Consider the following 18,534-nt stretch of genomic DNA (forward strand, 5'->3'; position numbering starts at 1 on the left):
TCCGGCGTTCGCCCTGGGTCCAAAACGCCCCTAGGCCGCCGGATCCTTTTCATTCTCCGGTATCTCCGGCGTTTCCGGCATTTCCCCGTCTTCCTCCGGTCCGGACGGTTTTCCGGGAAGCTGAGCCACGATCACCGCGCACATAATGGCCACGCTGCCCAATACCTCCTGAAAGCTCATCCTCTCGTGAAGCACCAGAACGCCGCAGAGAGCGCTGAACACCGCTTCCAGACTCATGAGAAGCGCCGCCACCGTGGGATCGGTATACCTCTGCGCCGTCACCTGCAGCGAATAGCCCACGCCCACCGCCATGATCCCGGCGTAGAGCAGAACCCAGACGCAGTTCATCAGTCCGCTGATGATCCCGTCTTCCTGCACCAGCGCGATGATCGTAAAGAGACTGCCCGAGAAGAAAAACTCTCCGCAGACGAACTTGATGCCGTCCACCCGGGGCGAGATGCAGGCGATCAGATGAATATGCAGAGCAAAGAACAACGTGCTCAGCAAAATGATCAGATCGCCTCCCTGAATGACCAGTCCGCCGGACAGCCCCGGCGCGCAGAGCAGATACAGCCCTCCCATGGTCAGGATCACGCCCACCCAGGTAAACAGACTGGTCTTTTTGTGAAATAGGAACATCCCCAGAATGGGCACAAACACAATGTAGATCGCGGTCAGAAATCCGGCTTTGCTGGCCGTAGTATGGGCCAGACCGATCTGGACCATGACGGTGCCGGCGCCGTTAATCAGGCCGCAGAACGCAACCGTGGCGAGAAACTGTCTGCCTCTGATAGGCTTTCTGCTCTCCATCTCTGCGGCCACTGCCGAGGCGGCTCCGGGCCACTTCTTCGCCTGGTAATTCCGGTACAGGATCAGCGGGATCAGGGAACAGCTGCCCAGCAAAAACCGGGCGGCCACAAAGGAAAACGGTCCCACGTACTCCGCCGCCACCCGCTGGGCGACGAAATTTCCTCCCCAGATGGCCGCGGAGACAATAAGCATAAGGTTAGCGAGTAATTTCATTTTGCGGCTGGCGTGCATTTCTTTTTATATACCTCTACTTCTTCCAGGAGCTCTTCAGGTCAACGATCTGGTTAAATACCTTTTCACTGTCCGTAGTCAGTCTCTCATCTGCAATATAATATCCGTGACGGAAGAACTGGAATCGTTCGCCCGCCTTTGCGCCGGCCACGGAGGGCTCCGCCCAGGCTTCCTTCACGCTGACGGAATGGGGATTCATCACATTCTCGCCGTTTTCATCCTCCACCATCAGATAGCTGTAAGTGCGGACCGTGATCTTTTGAGCAGTTTTCGCGTCCACCCAGTGGATGGTGCCCTTGACCTTTCTTCCCTCAAAACCGCTGCCGCTTCTGGTCTCCGGATCGTAGGTGCAGCGCAGTTCCGTCACATTTCCCGCGTCGTCCTTGATCGCTTCCTGGCAGGTCAGGAAATAAGCGCCCTTAAAACGGACCTCGTTTCCGGGGAACAGACGGAAATATTTCTTTTCCGGCACTTCCATAAAGTCGTCCCGCTCCACATAAAGCTCTCTGGAAAACGGCACGCTGCGTTCTCCCAGGCTCTCGTTTTCCCTGTTGTTCTCGATGGTCATCTCCTCCGTCTGATCTTCCGGATAATTGGTGATGACCACCTTCAGCGGATCCATGACCACCATGCGGCTCTCCACCTTCGCCTTCAGATCTTCCCGGATACAGTGCTCCAGCAGGGAGATCTCCACCATGCTGTTGGCCTTCGCCACGCCGATCCGCTCGCAGAAATCCCGGATGGCTTCCGGCGTATAGCCGCGGCGGCGCAGTCCGGCCACCGTGGGCATTCTGGGATCGTCCCAGCCTTCCACCACTCCGTCGTCCACAAAACTTTTCAGGTAGCGTTTGCTCATCACCGTATTGGTCAGGTTCAGCCGGGCAAATTCGATCTGCTTGGGCGGGTTCTCCCACTCCAGTTCCGCCAGCACCCAGTCGTAGAGCGGACGGTGATCCTCAAATTCCAGCGTACAGATCGAGTGCGTGATCCCCTCGATAGCATCCTCGATGGGATGCGCAAAATCGTACATGGGATAGATGCACCACTTGTCCCCCGTATTGTGATGAGACGCGTGGGCGATCCGATAAATGACCGGATCTCTCATATTGATGTTGGGCGACGCCATATCGATCTTCGCCCGCAGCACTTTTTCTCCGTCCCTGTATTTTCCGGCCTTCATCTCCTCAAAGAGAGCCATATTTTCTTCCGGAGTCCGATCGCGGAAGGGACTTTCCTTCCCCGGCTCCTTCAGGGTGCCCCGATGCGCCTTGATCTCCTCCGCGCTCAGATCGCAGACATAGGCTTTTCCTTTCTCGATCAGCTTTACGGCGCACTCGTACATCTTGTCAAAATAGGAGGAAGCATAGAACAGATCGTCCCACTCAAACCCCAGCCATCTGACGTCCTCCTCGATGGACTCCACGTATTCCGTATCTTCCTTTACCGGATTGGTATCGTCAAAGCGCAGGTTGCACTTTCCCCCGTACTTCTGCGCGGTGGTAAAGTTCAGACAGATGGACTTGGCGTGACCAATGTGCAGGTATCCGTTTGGTTCCGGCGGAAAACGGGTGTGAACGCGATTTCCGTAAACCTGATTCTCCAGATCCTTATCGATGATGTTCTGGATAAAATTCTCTGCCATTTATATTCCTCCTTAGATATAAAATCACAATTTCGATCATTTCTATATTATAAGCTTTTCCGCACCGTGTAAACGCCTTTTCACGTTCTTTCCGCCGATATTTAAAAATCGCCGGCGGGTTTCCCAGGCGCTTTGCGGCCATTGTATCACGACTGGCCGCAGGCCATCGTGATACAATCCGCGCATGGCGTCCGCCGCGCACAGAATCCATATAATAGCCGCTTTGCGGCTATTATATCACATCCGCCGTCGCAGCCGCCACAGTCTGGAAAAAAAATCACGTTCTCTTATGGCCTTCCAGACAAATTTTTGCCCGGAGAGGAAAAGACGCTGTTCTTTTCGAAATATTTCGGCGGGCATTCCGAAAAAAAACACTCAAAAACACAATTATTTTAATGTTTTAACTTGATTTATCTAAATTATTTTGGTATTATTTCTATAAAGTTTGAGTTTATGTGTTATATGTTTGTGTTTTTAAAGAAAATTAAGAGGCGGTGATTATTTGGATATTATTGATGTGAAAATTCTCGAAGTGCTGCAGGCCAATTCACGGGTTTCCATTTCCGAGCTGAGCAAGAAGGTCAACCTTTCCCTCTCCGCTGTCAGCGAACGTCTGAAAAAGCTGGAGAGCTCCAATGTGATCGAGAAATACACGGTCATCCTGAACTCTCAGGCGCTGGACAAAGAACTGTCCGTCATCATGAATATCAGTTTGGAAAACCCTCATCTCACCAGCGATTTCCTGGAATTCGTCCGGGCTGAAGATGAGATCCTGGAATGCCATTATGTGACCGGTGAATACGATTATGTTTTGAAGATCACGACGAGAAATACGGCGACCCTGGAGAATCTCATGAACCGCATCAAAGGCATCTCCGGTATCAAGAGGACGCAGACCAACGTTATACTTTCCAGTGTGAAGCACCTGTACAGCGTTTCGCCCTCGCCCAACAAATAACAAAAGACTTTTCTCATCTCATAGAGATCCCTGCGGCTTCGGCTGCGGGGGTTTCGTTTTTTTGCGGGAGACGTGGGCGCCGCAGAGGCGGGCTGTTTCGCCCTGGACCCGGGCATAAAAAAGCACTGCAGAATCACTGCAGTGCTTTTTGGTATCAGGCATTTTCAGCGCTTATTTCTTCTTTTTCTTACCTGCGCTTCTGGCTCTCATCTCCGCCAGCCGGCGTTCTTCTTCCGCTTTGCGGGCGGCTCTCTTTTTCTTGTTTTTACGGACGATACTGTCCGGAGTCTTAGCCCCTACCGCCGAGATCGGCCTTCTCGCCTTTACGCGGTACGCGCCGTCGTTCCGGTCATCCTCGTCGTCCTCGTCCTCATCATCGTCGTCGATGACGGTCCTGGACTTCTTCCGCTTTTTCTCCGCCCTGGCCTTCTCTTTTTCGATGTAGGCTACGGCTTCCTCCACGGAGATCCCCTTTTCCTTGGCGATCTTATAGGGGTTCAGCGCTTCCTCTTTGTTGGCGATGGCTTCCTCTTGCTGCTGCTTCGCCATCTTTTTCGCGGAAGCGGTGGAAGCGAATATCATGATGACGAACATGCCCAGCGTCATGAACATGCTGATGTTGTTGTCCGTCTTTACGTTTCTGGTCGAGAAGGTGGTGACGTAATCGGCGCCCAGCTCTTTGCCGCTGCTGGACAAGAATCCCTTGTCGATCGTGATCTTATATTCCGTGTCGGAAACCAGATCGTTCTGAAGGATCAGCCAGACCTCGTTGGGATACTTCTCCGCATCGTAGATCGTCACGTACTCCTGCGCTTTTCCATCCGGGTCCGTGACCTTGAACCGGTTTTCATTTTCCTTCTGCGCCTCCGCGCTGGTCACGTTCTCGTTGAATCTGACCTTCACCGCCATATTCTGCGGCTGCTTTCCCGTCTCGCCGTCCTTCGGGGTAATGTGCTCCACCGACAGTCCGGCTGCGTAGGCAAATGGACAAGCCAGCATGGCGATGACCACTGCGAGGCTCAATACGGCACCCAGTCTCTTCATAATCCTTATCTTCCTCCGTAATTTATTGTTTTTTCTTCCGTAATGATCTGAAAAATTCTTTCATCAACTGTCCGCACTCCTCTGCGAGCAGTCCGGTCTCCGTCTCCACTCTGTGATTCAGGCGGCTATCCGCGACGATGTTATATACAGAACCGCAGGCTCCGGCTTTGGGGTCCATCGTCCCAATGAAAAGCCTGGGCATTCTGGACAAAACAATAGCTCCCGCGCACATGGAACAGGGCTCCGTGGTGACGTACATCGTGCATCCAGGCAGGCGCCAGCCTCCCAGCGTCCGCGCCGCATCCCTCAGAGCGATGATCTCCGCGTGGGCCGTCGGGTCCTTGACCGTGTGGGTGAGATTGTGTCCCCTTCCCACAATTTCGCCGTCTCTGACGATGACCGCCCCTACAGGGACCTCCCCCATGTCGTACGCTTTCCGCGCTTCCTCAAGAGCAAGTTTCATAAAATCCGCATGCTCTGACGCACGCTTTTCGCCTTCGTTAATATCCATGAATTTCCATCATTTGATCCCAATAATTCAGACTAGCTTTATTATGTTATCACACTTCCGCCGCCATTTCAATGGTAACCTCACGAATATCTCCTGTTCGTCCGTCAATTTCCACGATCCAGTAACCGTAGGGATTCTTCTGGTTCTCAGCGCCCTTCACCGGCTGCCAGAAGACAAATCCGGACCGGCCGCCGTCCGGCTGTTCCGCATCCATCTTCCTGCCCGGTATGCCGAAAAAATAGCAGGACGCGTAGCCCCGCTGGTCGGGCCGCGCCCCGAAAATGTAATGGTGATATAGACTGGCGAAATAATGCGCTCCCGGGGAGACCAGCGGCAGGTTCATAATGTTCATGATCTTTTTCCACCGCGCCCCCGTCCGGTCCTCCGCGAAAGGTTTTACTTCCTCATAATATTCCGCCACCTGACAGGTGTGGGCGCAGGCGTGAAGAATGTATTCATTATAAAAGCCGTTGAAACAGCGGCCCCCGGGTTTGACGTCTTGTTTCCGCTCCTCATGGATCCGATCCTTCAGCGCCTCGGGCGTCTTCCACCCATTTATTTCTTCTTTCTCCCCCTCTTCCCCGTGTACGGCTTCCGGCGCCTGTTCCGCCCGGTCCGGCATGGCGCCGGCGGCGTCTTTTTCGCCTCCCCCTTCATCGGTCCCGTTCCGTTCCTGCGGTCCCCCGCCGTCCGTCCCATTCCGCTCCTGCGATCCGCTTCTGTTTACCGACGCGGCCAGAGGCCGGGCTTCCGGTTCATTGCCCGTGTTTCCCTTCAGAACAGGATGCAGCGGTTCTCTGTCGTTTTTCATGGAGACAGCGGCCACCACCGCCGTGCTGAAACACATATAGTCGTTTCCCCGTCCGTCCACATCGTTGGGATCGAAGCGGAAATAGCCCTCTCCGTTGCCGCTTCGCCCCACCGGCACCGTCCCCACCACTGAATGGATCGTGCGCTCCCCCCGGTTTCCAAACAAAATCAGCTTGTATACATAATCGCCCTTTGGATAGGGGCGCAGATTTTCCACACTGCAGCGCATGGCGCCCTTGTTGTTCCCTGTTTCTACCTTTAGATATCCTGCGATCTGTCCGTCCGCTGCGGCAAAGTCCCGCCCCTGACCGGAAAGAACCGTCACCGACCGATTGTATCTCCCGTAGTTCATATGGCCTCCCCCTTTGAAATCCCTTGTTTTTCACCGCATAAATTGGTAATATAGATATATGCAAAAAGAAGGGGGGTTAGACCTATGTGGATGGACATTGCAATACTTGTCATCGTCCTCGGTTCAACCGTATTGGGATATAATCAGGGGTTTATGCGCACGTTTCTTCACACGGTGGGATGGCTGCTGGCCATTGTACTGAGTTTCGCCTGGTATCCGGCCGTCGTGGAATTTCTCAAGGACAAGACAGACTTTTACACTACCATGCATACCAGCATCACGGAACAGCTGGCCGCAGGCGCGGGGGACGCCGCGGCGGACAGCGCCGGCACGGCCTTCGGCCGCATCCCGGATATTCTGGTCCAGGCCTTTCAGGCCGCTTCCGACGCGGTGGCGGATTCCGTGGCAGGCAGCATCACCGACCTGCTGTTCAACATCGTCGGTTTTCTCATCGTTATTGCAGCCATCAAATTTATTTTCTGGCTGCTGATCTCTCTGTTCAGCAAGAAGGACAACGACGGGATCACAGGCTGGTTTGACGGGATCTTCGGAGCGGTGTTCGGCGGTGTGAAGGGGATCGTCGTCGTATTCATTCTTCTCGCCATTCTCGTTCCCGTGACCGAACTTTCTTCCGGGACCTTTTTCCTGGATTCCCTGCACGAGTCAAAGATCGCCGAAAGCCTTTACGACAACAACGCCGTGTTTATCATGGTCAAGGAATTTCTGTAGGAGGCCCCCTCCGGCCATTACAGTTGGTTTTTCACCGGCCCTATTATTACAATCAGGACCGCTCTGAAAAAACTTTGACGCACCGACGAACACGGGATCAGAAGACTCGCCGGTGAGGCAAAAGCCCGAACCGGCCGGCAGAGTCAGAACAGGAAGGTCAATCAATTGGAAGATAAAATAAAAAAAAAGCGCGTCGCCGCTAATCTGGCGCTGCTGCTTATTGCGCTCATCTGGGGCTTCTCCATGGTAGCCCAACGAATGGGCATGAGCTATATCGAGCCCTTTACCTTCTGCACCGTCCGCTTCTCTCTGGGCGTGGCCGTGCTCATTCCCGCCGTCTGCATGTTCCACAAAAAAGAGGCGGACCGAATGCGGGAATCCGGGGAGACTCCAGCTCCCATCTTTACGAAAGAGCTGTGGACCGGCGGCCTGCTCTGCGGGCTAACCGTCTTCTTCGCCGTAGGGCTGCAGCAGGTCGCGCTGGTAGATACCTCCGCCGGAAAAACAGGCTTTATCACCGCACTTTATATCGTGATCGTTCCCCTGATCGGGCTGCTGTTCCGCCAGATCCCGCCGAAGGCCGTGTGGCTGGCGGTGATCCTGGGGCTGGCCGGTCTCTACCTCCTGTGCATCAAGGAGGGATTCACCATCGCCCCCTCTGATTTTATCATTCTGGGCAGCACCCTATTCTACGCGGGACAGATCTGGATCATCGCCCACTATTCGAGACGGGTAGATCCACTGTGGTTTTCCGTCATTCAGCTGGGCTGCGTGGCCGTGTTCTCCTTTTTCGCCATGCTGCTTCTGGAACATCCCGTCTGGCCCGATATTCTTGACTGCGCGCCCATACTGATCTATGTGGGATTTGTCTCCGTAGGCTTTGCTTACTCCGTGCAGGCGGTGGCTCAAAAATACGCAGATCCCACCGTAGCGGCACTCATCCTCAGCATGGAAGCGGCCTTCAGCGCTCTGGGCGGTTTCCTGATCCTGGGCGAACGCCTGACGGCCCGGGAAAGCGTCGGATGCGTCCTCATGCTGGCCGCTGTGATCATTGCCCAGCTGCCGGAGCGGAAAAAAGCCCCTGCCGACTCAAATGATCAATGACTGACAGAAAAACGCCGCCATTCACAGCAAATCGGAGCTGTGTGTGGGGGCGTTTCCTGTTTCATTATGGTTTTTGATCAGTCGTCAGCCCGCCGGCTGGAAGCGCCGGCCCACGGCGTCCGCGGCGGCCAGCGCAGCGGTTCTGGCTGGCTGCTCCGCACCCCCACCCTGCGCACTGGCCAACGAAAAGTTGCCACGACGTGCAGAACTACCTCTGGTCTTTTTATTTTTTATGGAAAGCTTGCTTGACATTTCAGGGCAGCGTGCTATAATTCAAGTATGGAAAGCAGACTTTCCATCGAAAGGAGAACGGCTGTGAAAAACCGCTTAGAAGAAATCAGAAAAGCCAGGGGGATCAAACAGGAAGAGCTGGCCGCCGCTTTGGAAGTCTCACGGCAGACCATCGGTTCGCTGGAGAATGGGCGCTACAACCCATCTATCCTTCTCGCTTTCAAAATCGCCCGTTTTTTTCAGATGAGCATAGAAGACATTTTTATTTACGAGGAGGAATTGAAATGAAACATACAAAGAGTTATGTGATAATCGCCGCAGGCATCGCGCTGTTCGGACTGGGTTTTTTTCTGCTGAAAGCCTTCACGGACCCCTATTGGATCTCCCATACCTTTCCCTATCTGTGTATCGGAGTAGGCTGCGGCGCCTTTGGTCATGGACTGGGCGATCTGCTCAGCAAAAAGGCCCGGGAGAAGGATCCCGAGATGGCAAAGCAGCTGGATATCGAGCTGAACGACGAGAGAAACGTGCAGCACATGAACGCGTCCAAAGCAAAGGCATTCGACATGATGACATATGTTTTCGGCGCCCTCATGCTGGTCTACGGACTGATGAACGCTTCCCTCAGCATCCTGCTCACCTTCGTGGCCGCCTACCTCTTCATTCAATTTTATGCGCTGTATTACCGGTTCAAAATGGACCGGGAGGACTGAACCGCCCCGAAAATGGATGTTTCAGCGCTGGCACCGCCCTCCACCCCGAATCCTTCATTTCAAAAGTATGATATGCACTTCGCCATTCGAAGGAAAACATTCCCTTCGAATGGCGGAATATCCGGTCTGCACAAGGAAAATCGATCCCCATTTCCAAAATACAGCTTGCGAAAACATACCCTTTAGCATTATAATATAAAAGTGGATCTTATCCACTCAGATCGATGGCAGACGCCATCGCACAAATCTGCCTCCGTAGCTCAGGGGATAGAGCGTCGGTTTCCTAAACCGTGCGTCGGGTGTTCGAATCGCCTCGGGGGCACCATGCAAAACAGACCTGTTTTTTATTGAAAGATAAAAGACAGGTCTGTTTTCACATCCAAACATTCCAACCGGGCAACAACAGAATTTTAAGCCTGTCCGCACCGGGCGCCCCTTTTTTGGGCTAGCGGGCATTTTTTACGGACAGCTTTGCTGCTCTGCACTCGCAAGGTACACGTTTTTCATCCAAAGATGCTGTTATATCTGACATTGCAGACCCTACACTATAACACCAGACTTTCGGCCTATGGTAATATAGTTGTATGCAGGAGGGATGTTCAATGAACACATACAAAACCGCTGAAATAGCCGCGGTGATCGGGATACACCCAAACACTGTCCGGCTATATGAGGAATTAAAGCTTATTCCAAAGCCGGAACGCCGGCCCAACGGCTACCGTGTATTCACGGATTTTCACGTCGAGCAATTCAGGCTTGCACGCCTTGCCTTTCAAGTTGAAGTGCTGCAAAATGGCCTGCGAAAGAAAATTGTCCAGGTGGTGAAAAGCTCGGCGGCGGGCGATTTTGACACGGCGCTGGCGCTGGCACAAGAATATAGAACTCAAATTCGGAAAGAACGCGACAACGCAGAGGAAGCAATCGAGATCGCAGAGCAGATTTTATCCGGCGCCGTACAGGAAAACGGATCCTTTTTCAAAAGGAAAGAGGTGTCCAAATACCTTAACATTTCCATGGACACTCTGCGGAATTGGGAAATGAATGGTTTACTGACCGTCAAACGAAAGCAAAATGGTTATCGTGTGTATACGGCCAAAGATATACAGATCTTAAAAGTTATCCGCTCTCTGCGGTGTGCGAATTACAGTTTGTCGGCAATTTTAGGGCTCCTTTCCCAGTTGTCACAAGATCCGAATGTGGATATAAAAGCGGCATTGGATACTCCATCGGATGATACGATCATTGCGGTATGCGATAAGCTCATCACCTCTTTGACAGCTGCAGAAGAGAATGCCGGACAAATGATTTGTATGCTGCAAAGGATGAAGATCACCTTTTCATAGACTCTCCACTTTACCACCAGGGTTTTCTTTGGTGGTATTCTTTTTGTATTAAAACAAGGAGGTGGATCTATGCAGGATGCAGTCAGAGTGGAGCAGCTTTCAAAATCTTATGGCAGGCTGCTTGCAGCGGACAACATCAATTTATCAGTAACAAGCGGCACTGTGTTCGGGCTGCTTGGAGCCAACGGAGCGGGCAAAAGCACAATCATCGAGTGCATTTTGGGAACGAAAAAAGCTGACGGCGGTAAAATTTCCGTTTTGGGAATGAACCCGTTGACCGATCGTAAAAAGCTGTTTGAAAAAGTGGGCGTTCAATTTCAGGAAACGAACTATCAAGACCAGATCACCGTAGCGGAACTTTGCGAAGTTACCGCGTCGCTTTATCGCGACCCCGCCGATCCCAATGATCTGCTGGCAAGGTTCGGGATCGCCCACAAGCTAAAAAGTCTTGTCAGGGATCTATCCGGTGGACAAAGGCAGCGGCTGTTTATTGTCCTCGCGCTCATCCCCGGACCGAAAGTCGTTTTTCTGGACGAACTGACCACCGGGCTTGACGCTAAAGTGCGGCGGGAAGTTTGGAAGATCCTTTCCGGCCTAAAGGAAAAAGGCCTGACTATCTTTTTAACGTCTCATTTCATGGATGAAGTCAAAGCTCTATGCGATCAGATCTGTATTTTAAAAAAAGGAAAGATCGCGTTTCTCGGAACGATTTCTGAAGCAGTCAAGGCCAGCCCTTGCCACAGCTTCGAGGATGCTTACCTTTGGTATACGGACGAGGAGGGACAGACCGATGAAAACTTTTAAAACAATGCTGAAGACGGAACTGAAATTGTCACTGCGGGGTCTGGATATGTTCATATTTGCAATTTGTCTTCCGCTTGTGGTGCTGGTCATTCTCGGTATACTATATGGAGATAGACCCGCCTATGAGGGGGCGGATCACACCTTTTTGGAACAATCGTTCGGCGCGCTGGCCGCGATTTCTATTTGCGCCGGCGGCGTTATGGGGCTGCCTTTAGTGGTTTCAGACTACCGGGGCAAAGGCATATTGAAGCGTTATCAGGTCACGCCCGTTGACCCCTCAATGATCCTGCTGGTGCAGGTGACGATCTACACCCTATATGCGGTTGTCTCTCTCCTGCTTTTATACTTTGCGGCCGTCCTCTTCTTTGGCTGTCAATTCCACGGGACGCTTCCAGTCTTTTTCGGCGGCTACCTTTTGATGGTCGTATCCATGTTCAGTATCGGCATGATGGTAGGCGGTGTAGCCCCCAATACGAAAGCGGCTGGCGTAATGGCAAGCATCTTATATTTTCCTATGCTGATATTTTCAGGGGCCACGCTGCCCTATGAGGTAATGCCGGCATCACTTCAAAAAATAGCGGATATTTTGCCGCTGACACATGGAATAAAGTTATTGAAAGCCGCATCTCTGGGATCATCGGCCGATGACATGCTGATCCCGCTGATCATCATGTCTGTCATCGCCCTCTTTTGTATTTCCATATCCCTTAAATGTTTCAAATGGGAGTAGCTCTTCTCAATCTTCGCATAACCCCCTATTCCACGGGAAAGGGGGTTATTTCCCATGTTGTCCAGCGATTTTTCCTGAAATAATTGTCAGATTGTTTCAAATATTGTAGATCAGATTTTGCAAAACTGCTATAATTATGAAAAGACGGAACGTTACTATCTGACAAAAGAAGGTGGTCTTATGAAACCAAGGGAATTAATTGTAATTTTTCTCTCCGCTGTCATCGAGTGTATTCTCACCTTTGTTCTGACTCAGGTGTTCGCTCTCGGCAACTGGGGCATGCTCGCTATTTTTACGGTCAATGTTATCGTACTTTTGTCGATCTACCTGTGGTTTAACCGCAAAGAAAAAAAGCATGCGGAGATCGAAGACATATTGAGAGAGATGAATATCGTCTCCCACGAGGATCTCACAGCTCACCGGGATCTTCACGCGCGGCTGGATCTTTTGGGGATGGTAAACTGTACGGAAAAACTCACCGACACGCTCTTTGCACCCATTACATGTACGTCCAATATTAAAAAGACGCTGTATTTTATGGGAGTGGCCGGTTCAAAATGGGTCAATGACCCTCCTGTACTCGTTCAGTTCGAGCGCATGCTGCAAAAAGTATCCGCCGCGCAGGGGGAAGTGAAGTTTTTGCTGATCAATCCGCGGGGGGACGGCTGGCAGAAGTTAAAGAGCCTGAGAAGGGACAGGCTGAGCGATGAATCCTATCCAAAATTTAAGGAGCTGGCTTCAAAATATCCCTGTCTGAAGGTAAGGCTTTATGATTCGCTGCCAAGTTTTCGGCTTCAGTTTGTGGATAATTCCTATGTCACCGTTTCCAGATATAAATTCGAATTCTCAGAGTATGAGGCCACTCACTACGGCTGGGACGCGCCGCATCTCATCGTTAAAAATGAGGAACCGGAACTTTCCACTGGAAATATACGTCATTTTTGGTCCTTGTACATGGCGTTCCAATATTTATACGACCATATCTGGAACCACTCAAAGGACTTGTCAACACTGGAGCTTTGATCGCTCGGGAGGGAGAAAGATGACAGATTCTACAGGCGTGATCCACGGAAGATTTCAGATGCTCCATATCGGCCATATGGAATATCTCCTCGCCGCCGTTGAGAGATGCGGACATTTAGTGATCGGCATATCAAATCCCGACCCTTCCGTGACCAGATACTCAAGCGCCAATCCTCATCGTTCGGAAGCGATCTCAAATCCGCTGACCTATTTTGAACGCCTGGAGATGATAAAGGGCTCCATGCTGGAATATGGCGTCTCCGTCGACAGCTTTGATATTGTCCCGTTTCCGATCAACTGTCCGGAGCTTCTCTTCAATTATGTTCCCCGGGACGCAAAGTATTATATGACGCTGTACGACGCGTGGAGTTTAGAGAAAAAAGCGTGTCTGGAACGGCTGGGATGTTCGGTGGAGGTAATGTGGCAGAGAACGAATGAGGAAAAAGTCGCCAGCGGAGCGGAAGTCCGCAGACGTATCATAACAGGCCAGCCCTGGAAGCATCTCGTACCCAAATTCGTTTATCAATATGTAACGGGCCGCGGAATCGATGAACGGCTGCGGCAGATGGCTGTGAACGGAGAGGAGGACACGCATTGTTAAAAATAGCGGCTCCTGAAGACAGAGGTATTACCGATCAGATTTTCGGCGGAAAGGCGGCAGGATTATCTGTTTTGGTCCGCCATGGTCTCAGAATTCCCAAAAGCATATTGATCGAAGCCTGCGGGGACGCGAGCCAGCTGGACAACGAGGAATTTCTTCGCGCCTTCAGCCGGCGTCTGGCTGCTCTGGGAGAGAACGGCCGTTATTCTGTGGCTGTTCGGTCCTCGTCCACGGTGGAGGATGGTTTCTCTGAGAGCAAAGCAGGTCATTTCAAAACGGTGATCGGATCCATGTCTTTCACCGGAGTTCTGGATCGCATGCGAAGTGTCATAACAGATCTGACCACTGAGCGAAGCGGCGCTGAAATGGGCGTCATCGTCCAGCAAAAGATCGACGCCGATCTCTCCGGTGTGATTTTCTCATCAAATCCGCTGACGTACAGTAAGTCGGAAATGCTGCTCTCTTATGTCAGCGGCATGGGAGAAACGCTGGTGTCGGGCGCTTGCCCCGGACAGGATATGTCCATACAGATCAGGGACGGTCATTTTTCCTTTGAGGCCCCCTGCGCTATCTCGCCGGAGCTTCTTGAAACTCTCTGCCGGGAGGTAAAAAGGCTTGAGGAGCAGCTTCACTTCCCGGTGGATGTGGAATGGGCCATAAAAGGAACCGAACTGTTTTATCTCCAGTGCCGCCCTCTGACCAGCATCACAAAAATAGCTCCGTCTCTTTCGCGGGTCAGCCGGGACAGCCTGTGGGCGCCGCGGCAGCTGACGGCTCACGACAAAGTTTGCCTGCGGCTGCAGGCCGAAAAAAATAAGATCGCGATCTCTGACGCCTATGTGTATGTCCATAACAGCAGCCGTCCGGACTGCGCGGCGCCGGCGGCGCCGGATCGGTCACCTGCGTGCCGGGGCTTCAGCGCGGTGGTGATCTATCCTCATAAATTGTCAAATAAAGTAGTCCGCTCCTTTGTGGGGGATGAAAGAGATATCTCTGCCGGCACGCCCGGCTGCGGCGGCTATGAGATCCATTCGTTTCCTGATTACAGGAGCCTGACGGAGTGCCTGGACGCCTTCGCAGATCTCATCTCCCGGGAGTATTGGGTGGGAGCGGTGATCATACAGGAGATCTACGATCCCTTATACACCGGCATTCTGCAAAAAATACGCAACGGGTATCTGATCGAGATCACCCGGGGCCATTTTCTCACAAAAGGCGTGGTTCCCACCAGTCAGTACGTTCTTGACGGGAAAGGCACGGTCGTCTCCCGCCGGGAAACCGAACAGAACGCCTGGTACAAAATCATCGAGGGCCATGTACTGTACTGCCGGCGCGGGGCCGGGGCAGATGCCCGCGTCACGCTGAAAGACAGCGATCTGACCCGGCTGATCCGATATTTTTCCCCTCTGCTGACCGACCAGTCCTCGGTGATCGAGTTCGGCGTTTTGAGCAGCGGCGGCGCCGGGATCGAACCTTATCTGATCGATTTTGCCAGAGCCGGTTCCGCCGGATCCACTGTCCATATTGCAGCTTCCGACATTTCAGATGGTATCATATCCAGGGGACGGATCCGCGGAACGGTGGTCCGTGTGACGGAGCCGGCGGCCGGTTCAGAATCTCTGAACATGCATCTGCACGACGGCAGGCAGCAGGCGCAGGATCCCGGAGCCGCCACGATCTTCCTCTGCAGAGGCCCTGATATTTCGCTGCTGACGCTGCTGGAGAACCACAGATCCGATCAGATCGGATTTCTCTTTGAAGACGGTTCCTTGTTATGTCATTTTGCGATCATTCTTCGCGAACGGGGGATCCCGGCCATAAAAACAGGTCCCTGTGGCCCGTCCGAATATCCCGCCGGCCGCATATGCACCATCGACGCAGAAACGCCGGGCCTTACCGGAAAGGAGCGAGTTTTTTATGAATAATACCCGAAATTACGTGATCTCGTACAGAAATCCGGATACCGACGGGGCAGCCTGTTCCATCGCGCTGGCCGAGCTGCTGACCGTCTCGGAAAACCAGCGCTATGATCCGGTCCTTCTGGGCAATATCAATGAGGAAACTGCATTTGTATTAAACTATGCAGGGATCGATTTTGCCCCAGTCCCGTTCTGTGCAGAGGACGCGTCTTCCGTCGTTGTGGTGGATACCCACCACAGATCCCAGCTGCCTGAGGACTTTCCCTTTCACAAGGTGCGCCTTGTGGTCGACCATCATTCCGGCGGCGACGACCATTTATTTGAGAACGCCTTTGTGGACAACAGGCCCATCGGCGCGGCGGCTTCCATCGTCGCAGAAATGTATTTTGACCGCGGCTGCCTGAAAAAGAATATGCTGACCATGCTGGGATTTGCCATATTGTCGAATACCCTGAACTTCTCAGCGCCGTCCACATCGGATTTCGACGCAAAAATGTTTCAGAAGATCACCGATCTGTATCCCCTGCCCGACAAGAGCGTGGCAGCTATGTTTGCGAAAAGAGCCGCTGTCCTGCAGCAGGGCCTGCACGCAGCGCTGCTGTCAGATTTTAAAAAATTCGAGACGAAACGGGCAGACGTAGGGATCTCGCAGCTTGAGATCTATGATCTTCAGGCGCACATTGCCATTCATGAGATCCCGTCCATCCTTCGTCAGATCGCAGAGGAGCAGGGACTGAAGTACTGTATGTTCAACGGTGTGGATCTGAAAACGAAAACCAGTATCGTCATCTGCGCAGATCCGCAGACAGCCGCGCTTGCCGGCGAGATCTTCCATATGGACTTTCCCGAAAGCGGTTATGGTCATACCTTCGACAGGATCCTGCTGCGAAAAACGGATTTTATCCCTGCTCTCAATCGGTGATCACCGGGGGGCTGGGGATCTCTGGGGTTCTCTGGGGTTCCAGACGATCCTCGAAGTACCGTGAGGATCCCCCTCCCTGTCGGGCCGCCGCTCCCTGATGAATCTCCGGTCCCCGGGGGCTGTCACCGCCCTGTGGAGTCATGATCTCAGGCGTAAATGGGTAAAATCCAGACTTTTTTCTCCTTTTCACCGAAAAAGAGCTGTCAAATAGGTGAGAATCAATGTTTTTCAAGGATCTCACCTATTTTATGGAAAATATTTGAAAATAATCGCGTATTTTCACCCCGTTTTCGGTGATTTTTAATTTTTTTTGCTCTTTTCACCTATTTCGCTATTCCGGTGCCGGACGAGAGCTCCCAGCCAAACGATCCCCGCGGCCGGCAACCCCTCGCCGAGTGCCCCCGCGGCCCGGCTAATCCTATCCCCCCGCAATTTCCCTGCGGCCCCGCCATCCTATCCCCAGGCAAATGCCCTGCGGCCCCGCTATCCCACGACCCGGTGATTCCGAAGTTCAACGGTCCCTCCTCCCCGCCCCCTATCTGCGCGGCCCCGCCCGCCTCTGTCCGTACTGCCATGCCCACGCCCTCCCCTCTGTGTGTTTCATTTATAAAACATGTTCCATAAATGAAACTACGCCTGGCTTTTCTCAGAAATTACCGATTTTCGGGAAATTTTCTCATTAAAATCTTTTCTTTGTTTCATTTTTGACACAAGCTCTTTTTCCCTGCCCTTTCTTTAACCCCCTCTCATATAGAAAAAATCAATGAAAATTCAAAATAATATCACTCTTTTCAGGCCCGCGGCACCATTTATTTTTCAATGGCAGGGGATATTCTTTGATTCGGCCGGCGATAACGCCACCCCTGCAGGTTCCTGAATGCGGCATGCGATTTGCATTAAAAGACGGTATAGTCGGGCGATCCGACGGAAAAGAGAGGTGACGCTATGGGCTGAAAATGGCGCTGACAGTTGTGCCGGCAAGGGACAGGATCAAAAGGAAAGCTATAATTTTATTTATCAGACAGATAACAGGAGGAGAAAATGAGACTTAAAAAGACGAGATATATAAGTGCATTGATTCTGATTTTAGTTCTGAGTATGCTCGCCACAGGCTGTGGCGGCGGCGGTGGCGGCCAGGGCTCCGGCGGGGAGACAGGAGAGAAAGTCAAGCCGAATACTTTGGTCATCGCCTCCGGCAGCAGCGCGGGCACCTATTATTATATCGCTACCGGGCAGAGCCAGATATTGAGCGAGAAGATAGATGGACTCACCGTAAATAACGAGGCGACGAACGGGACGATCAATTTCAGTTTAGCCTCCGAGAATCCTGACACCATCGGAATGGGCGGTCTGGAACAGCTGGTATCCGCAGTGGAAGGCAGGGAAGACAGAGGCTATCCCGTTCCATTGGATAATCTGGGAGTGATCCAGAGCGGACATAAGTTTGTTCTGTACTGCGTGACCGCGGCCAACAGCGGCATAGAGACTTTTGCAGATCTCAATGGAAAAAGGATAGGCAAGCCCACCCTGACCGGAAGCTCTACCCCCATGATCGATATGCTTTATGAGGCCTATGGAGTAGATGTGAGCACGCTGAAAGAAACGCCCGCTTCCCATGCAGAGAACATCGACGCTTTGAAGGACGGCGTGGTAGACGCCATCTTCGTGGCCGGAGGCGTGCCTATGGCGGGATTGACCGATCTGACCACGTCCAAAGATGTAAAATTCTTAGATATCGACGCGGACCTGCTGAAGCCCTATATGGACAAAGACAAATATTTTGATCTGATCACCATAGAGCCCAACACTTACAAAAATCAGACAGAACCGGTCAATCTGATGACGGTGGACGTGCTGCTGGCCGCCAATATGAATCTGGACGACGATCTGGTCTATGAGATCACCAAGACTCTCAACGAAAACGTAGATGAGCTGGCGCTGGTACATAAAGACGGGGCAGAGTGGAATGCGGAAAATACGATCAATCTCTACAAAAAGAATATAGTGCCTTTCCATCCGGGAGCAAAGCGGTATTATGACGAAATCATGTAAAAAGG

At 52.3% G+C, this 18,534-nt stretch carries 18 protein-coding genes and 1 tRNA gene; 14 read left to right on the forward strand and 5 right to left on the reverse strand.

Translation table 11 applies throughout. The features are described from left to right. Positions 1-30: 30 nt before the first annotated feature. The gene (locus tag E0E37_RS10245) at positions 31-1,023 is read right to left on the reverse strand and encodes a DMT family transporter (RefSeq protein WP_165445318.1); all 993 of its coding nucleotides are present in this window, start codon (positions 1,021-1,023) and stop codon (positions 31-33) included. Positions 1,024-1,057: 34 nt separating this feature from the next. Beyond that, on the reverse strand, positions 1,058-2,683 hold the full coding sequence (locus tag E0E37_RS10250) for a glutamine--tRNA ligase/YqeY domain fusion protein (RefSeq protein ID WP_130862961.1): 1,626 nt from the start codon (positions 2,681-2,683) through the stop codon (positions 1,058-1,060). Positions 2,684-3,185: 502 nt separating this feature from the next. On the opposite strand from E0E37_RS10250, the gene E0E37_RS10255 reads away from it, so the two are divergent. Next, entirely contained in the window at positions 3,186-3,641 is a 456-nt protein-coding gene (locus tag E0E37_RS10255; RefSeq protein WP_130862962.1) for an Lrp/AsnC family transcriptional regulator, read from the forward strand. Positions 3,642-3,812: 171 nt separating this feature from the next. On the opposite strand, the gene E0E37_RS10260 is transcribed toward E0E37_RS10255, so the two are convergent. From E0E37_RS10260 to E0E37_RS10270, 3 genes are read right to left on the reverse strand one after another with little or no spacing between them, the layout of a single operon-like run. Then, positions 3,813-4,685: an Ig-like domain-containing protein gene (locus tag E0E37_RS10260; RefSeq protein ID WP_130862963.1), complete on the reverse strand. Its 873-nt coding sequence runs from the start codon at positions 4,683-4,685 to the stop codon at positions 3,813-3,815. A 22-nt stretch (positions 4,686-4,707) separates the two neighbouring features. Beyond that, on the reverse strand, positions 4,708-5,196 hold the full coding sequence (gene tadA, locus E0E37_RS10265; RefSeq protein WP_207302952.1) for a tRNA adenosine(34) deaminase TadA: 489 nt from the start codon (positions 5,194-5,196) through the stop codon (positions 4,708-4,710). Between the two features lie 49 nt (positions 5,197-5,245). Further along, positions 5,246-6,358, reverse strand: coding sequence for a hypothetical protein (locus tag E0E37_RS10270; RefSeq protein WP_130862964.1), 1,113 nt, complete (start codon positions 6,356-6,358; stop codon positions 5,246-5,248). Positions 6,359-6,442: 84 nt separating this feature from the next. On the opposite strand from E0E37_RS10270, the gene E0E37_RS10275 reads away from it, so the two are divergent. The 13 genes from E0E37_RS10275 to E0E37_RS10335 all read left to right on the forward strand — a co-directional run bounded on the left by E0E37_RS10275 (position 6,443) and on the right by E0E37_RS10335 (position 18,529). Continuing rightward, a complete protein-coding gene (locus E0E37_RS10275; protein WP_130862965.1) occupies positions 6,443-7,087 on the forward strand; it encodes a CvpA family protein in 645 nt (214 codons plus the stop codon). Positions 7,088-7,252: 165 nt separating this feature from the next. Further along, positions 7,253-8,191 carry a DMT family transporter gene (locus E0E37_RS10280; protein ID WP_130862966.1) on the forward strand — a complete coding sequence of 313 codons (939 nt, stop codon included), beginning with the start codon at positions 7,253-7,255 and terminating at the stop codon, positions 8,189-8,191. Between the two features lie 315 nt (positions 8,192-8,506). After that, positions 8,507-8,710, forward strand: a complete 204-nt coding sequence (locus tag E0E37_RS10285) for a helix-turn-helix transcriptional regulator (protein WP_130862967.1) — start codon at positions 8,507-8,509, stop codon at positions 8,708-8,710. Further along, entirely contained in the window at positions 8,707-9,135 is a 429-nt protein-coding gene (locus E0E37_RS10290) for a hypothetical protein (RefSeq protein ID WP_130862968.1), read from the forward strand. The genes E0E37_RS10285 and E0E37_RS10290 overlap by 4 nt, the downstream gene beginning before the upstream one ends. A 249-nt stretch (positions 9,136-9,384) precedes the next feature. Further along, positions 9,385-9,460, forward strand: a tRNA-Arg gene (locus tag E0E37_RS10295). Between the two features lie 277 nt (positions 9,461-9,737). Continuing rightward, positions 9,738-10,478: a MerR family transcriptional regulator gene (locus tag E0E37_RS10300; protein WP_130862969.1), complete on the forward strand. Its 741-nt coding sequence runs from the start codon at positions 9,738-9,740 to the stop codon at positions 10,476-10,478. Positions 10,479-10,547: 69 nt separating this feature from the next. Beyond that, positions 10,548-11,282, forward strand: a complete 735-nt coding sequence (locus E0E37_RS10305) for an ABC transporter ATP-binding protein (protein WP_130862970.1) — start codon at positions 10,548-10,550, stop codon at positions 11,280-11,282. Continuing rightward, positions 11,269-12,012, forward strand: coding sequence for an ABC transporter permease (locus E0E37_RS10310; RefSeq protein ID WP_130862971.1), 744 nt, complete (start codon positions 11,269-11,271; stop codon positions 12,010-12,012). The genes E0E37_RS10305 and E0E37_RS10310 overlap by 14 nt, the downstream gene beginning before the upstream one ends. Positions 12,013-12,192: 180 nt before the next feature. After that, the gene (locus E0E37_RS10315) at positions 12,193-13,035 is read left to right on the forward strand and encodes a hypothetical protein (protein ID WP_130862972.1); all 843 of its coding nucleotides are present in this window, start codon (positions 12,193-12,195) and stop codon (positions 13,033-13,035) included. Between the two features lie 19 nt (positions 13,036-13,054). Continuing rightward, positions 13,055-13,636 (forward strand): adenylyltransferase/cytidyltransferase family protein, encoded by a 582-nt coding sequence (locus E0E37_RS10320; protein ID WP_130862973.1) that lies wholly within the window; start codon positions 13,055-13,057, stop codon positions 13,634-13,636. Then, positions 13,630-15,561, forward strand: a complete 1,932-nt coding sequence (locus E0E37_RS10325) for a PEP/pyruvate-binding domain-containing protein (protein ID WP_130862974.1) — start codon at positions 13,630-13,632, stop codon at positions 15,559-15,561. Before E0E37_RS10320 ends, E0E37_RS10325 begins: the two co-directional genes overlap by 7 nt. After that, the gene (locus E0E37_RS10330) at positions 15,554-16,477 is read left to right on the forward strand and encodes a DHH family phosphoesterase (protein WP_130862975.1); all 924 of its coding nucleotides are present in this window, start codon (positions 15,554-15,556) and stop codon (positions 16,475-16,477) included. The genes E0E37_RS10325 and E0E37_RS10330 overlap by 8 nt, the downstream gene beginning before the upstream one ends. Positions 16,478-17,518: 1,041 nt before the next feature. Next, positions 17,519-18,529, forward strand: coding sequence for a TAXI family TRAP transporter solute-binding subunit (locus E0E37_RS10335; RefSeq protein WP_130862976.1), 1,011 nt, complete (start codon positions 17,519-17,521; stop codon positions 18,527-18,529). Positions 18,530-18,534: the final 5 nt, after the last annotated feature.

It is taken from the genome of Bacilliculturomica massiliensis (genome assembly GCF_900605495.1).
Lineage (GTDB): Bacteria > Bacillota > Clostridia > Peptostreptococcales > Anaerovoracaceae > Bacilliculturomica > Bacilliculturomica massiliensis.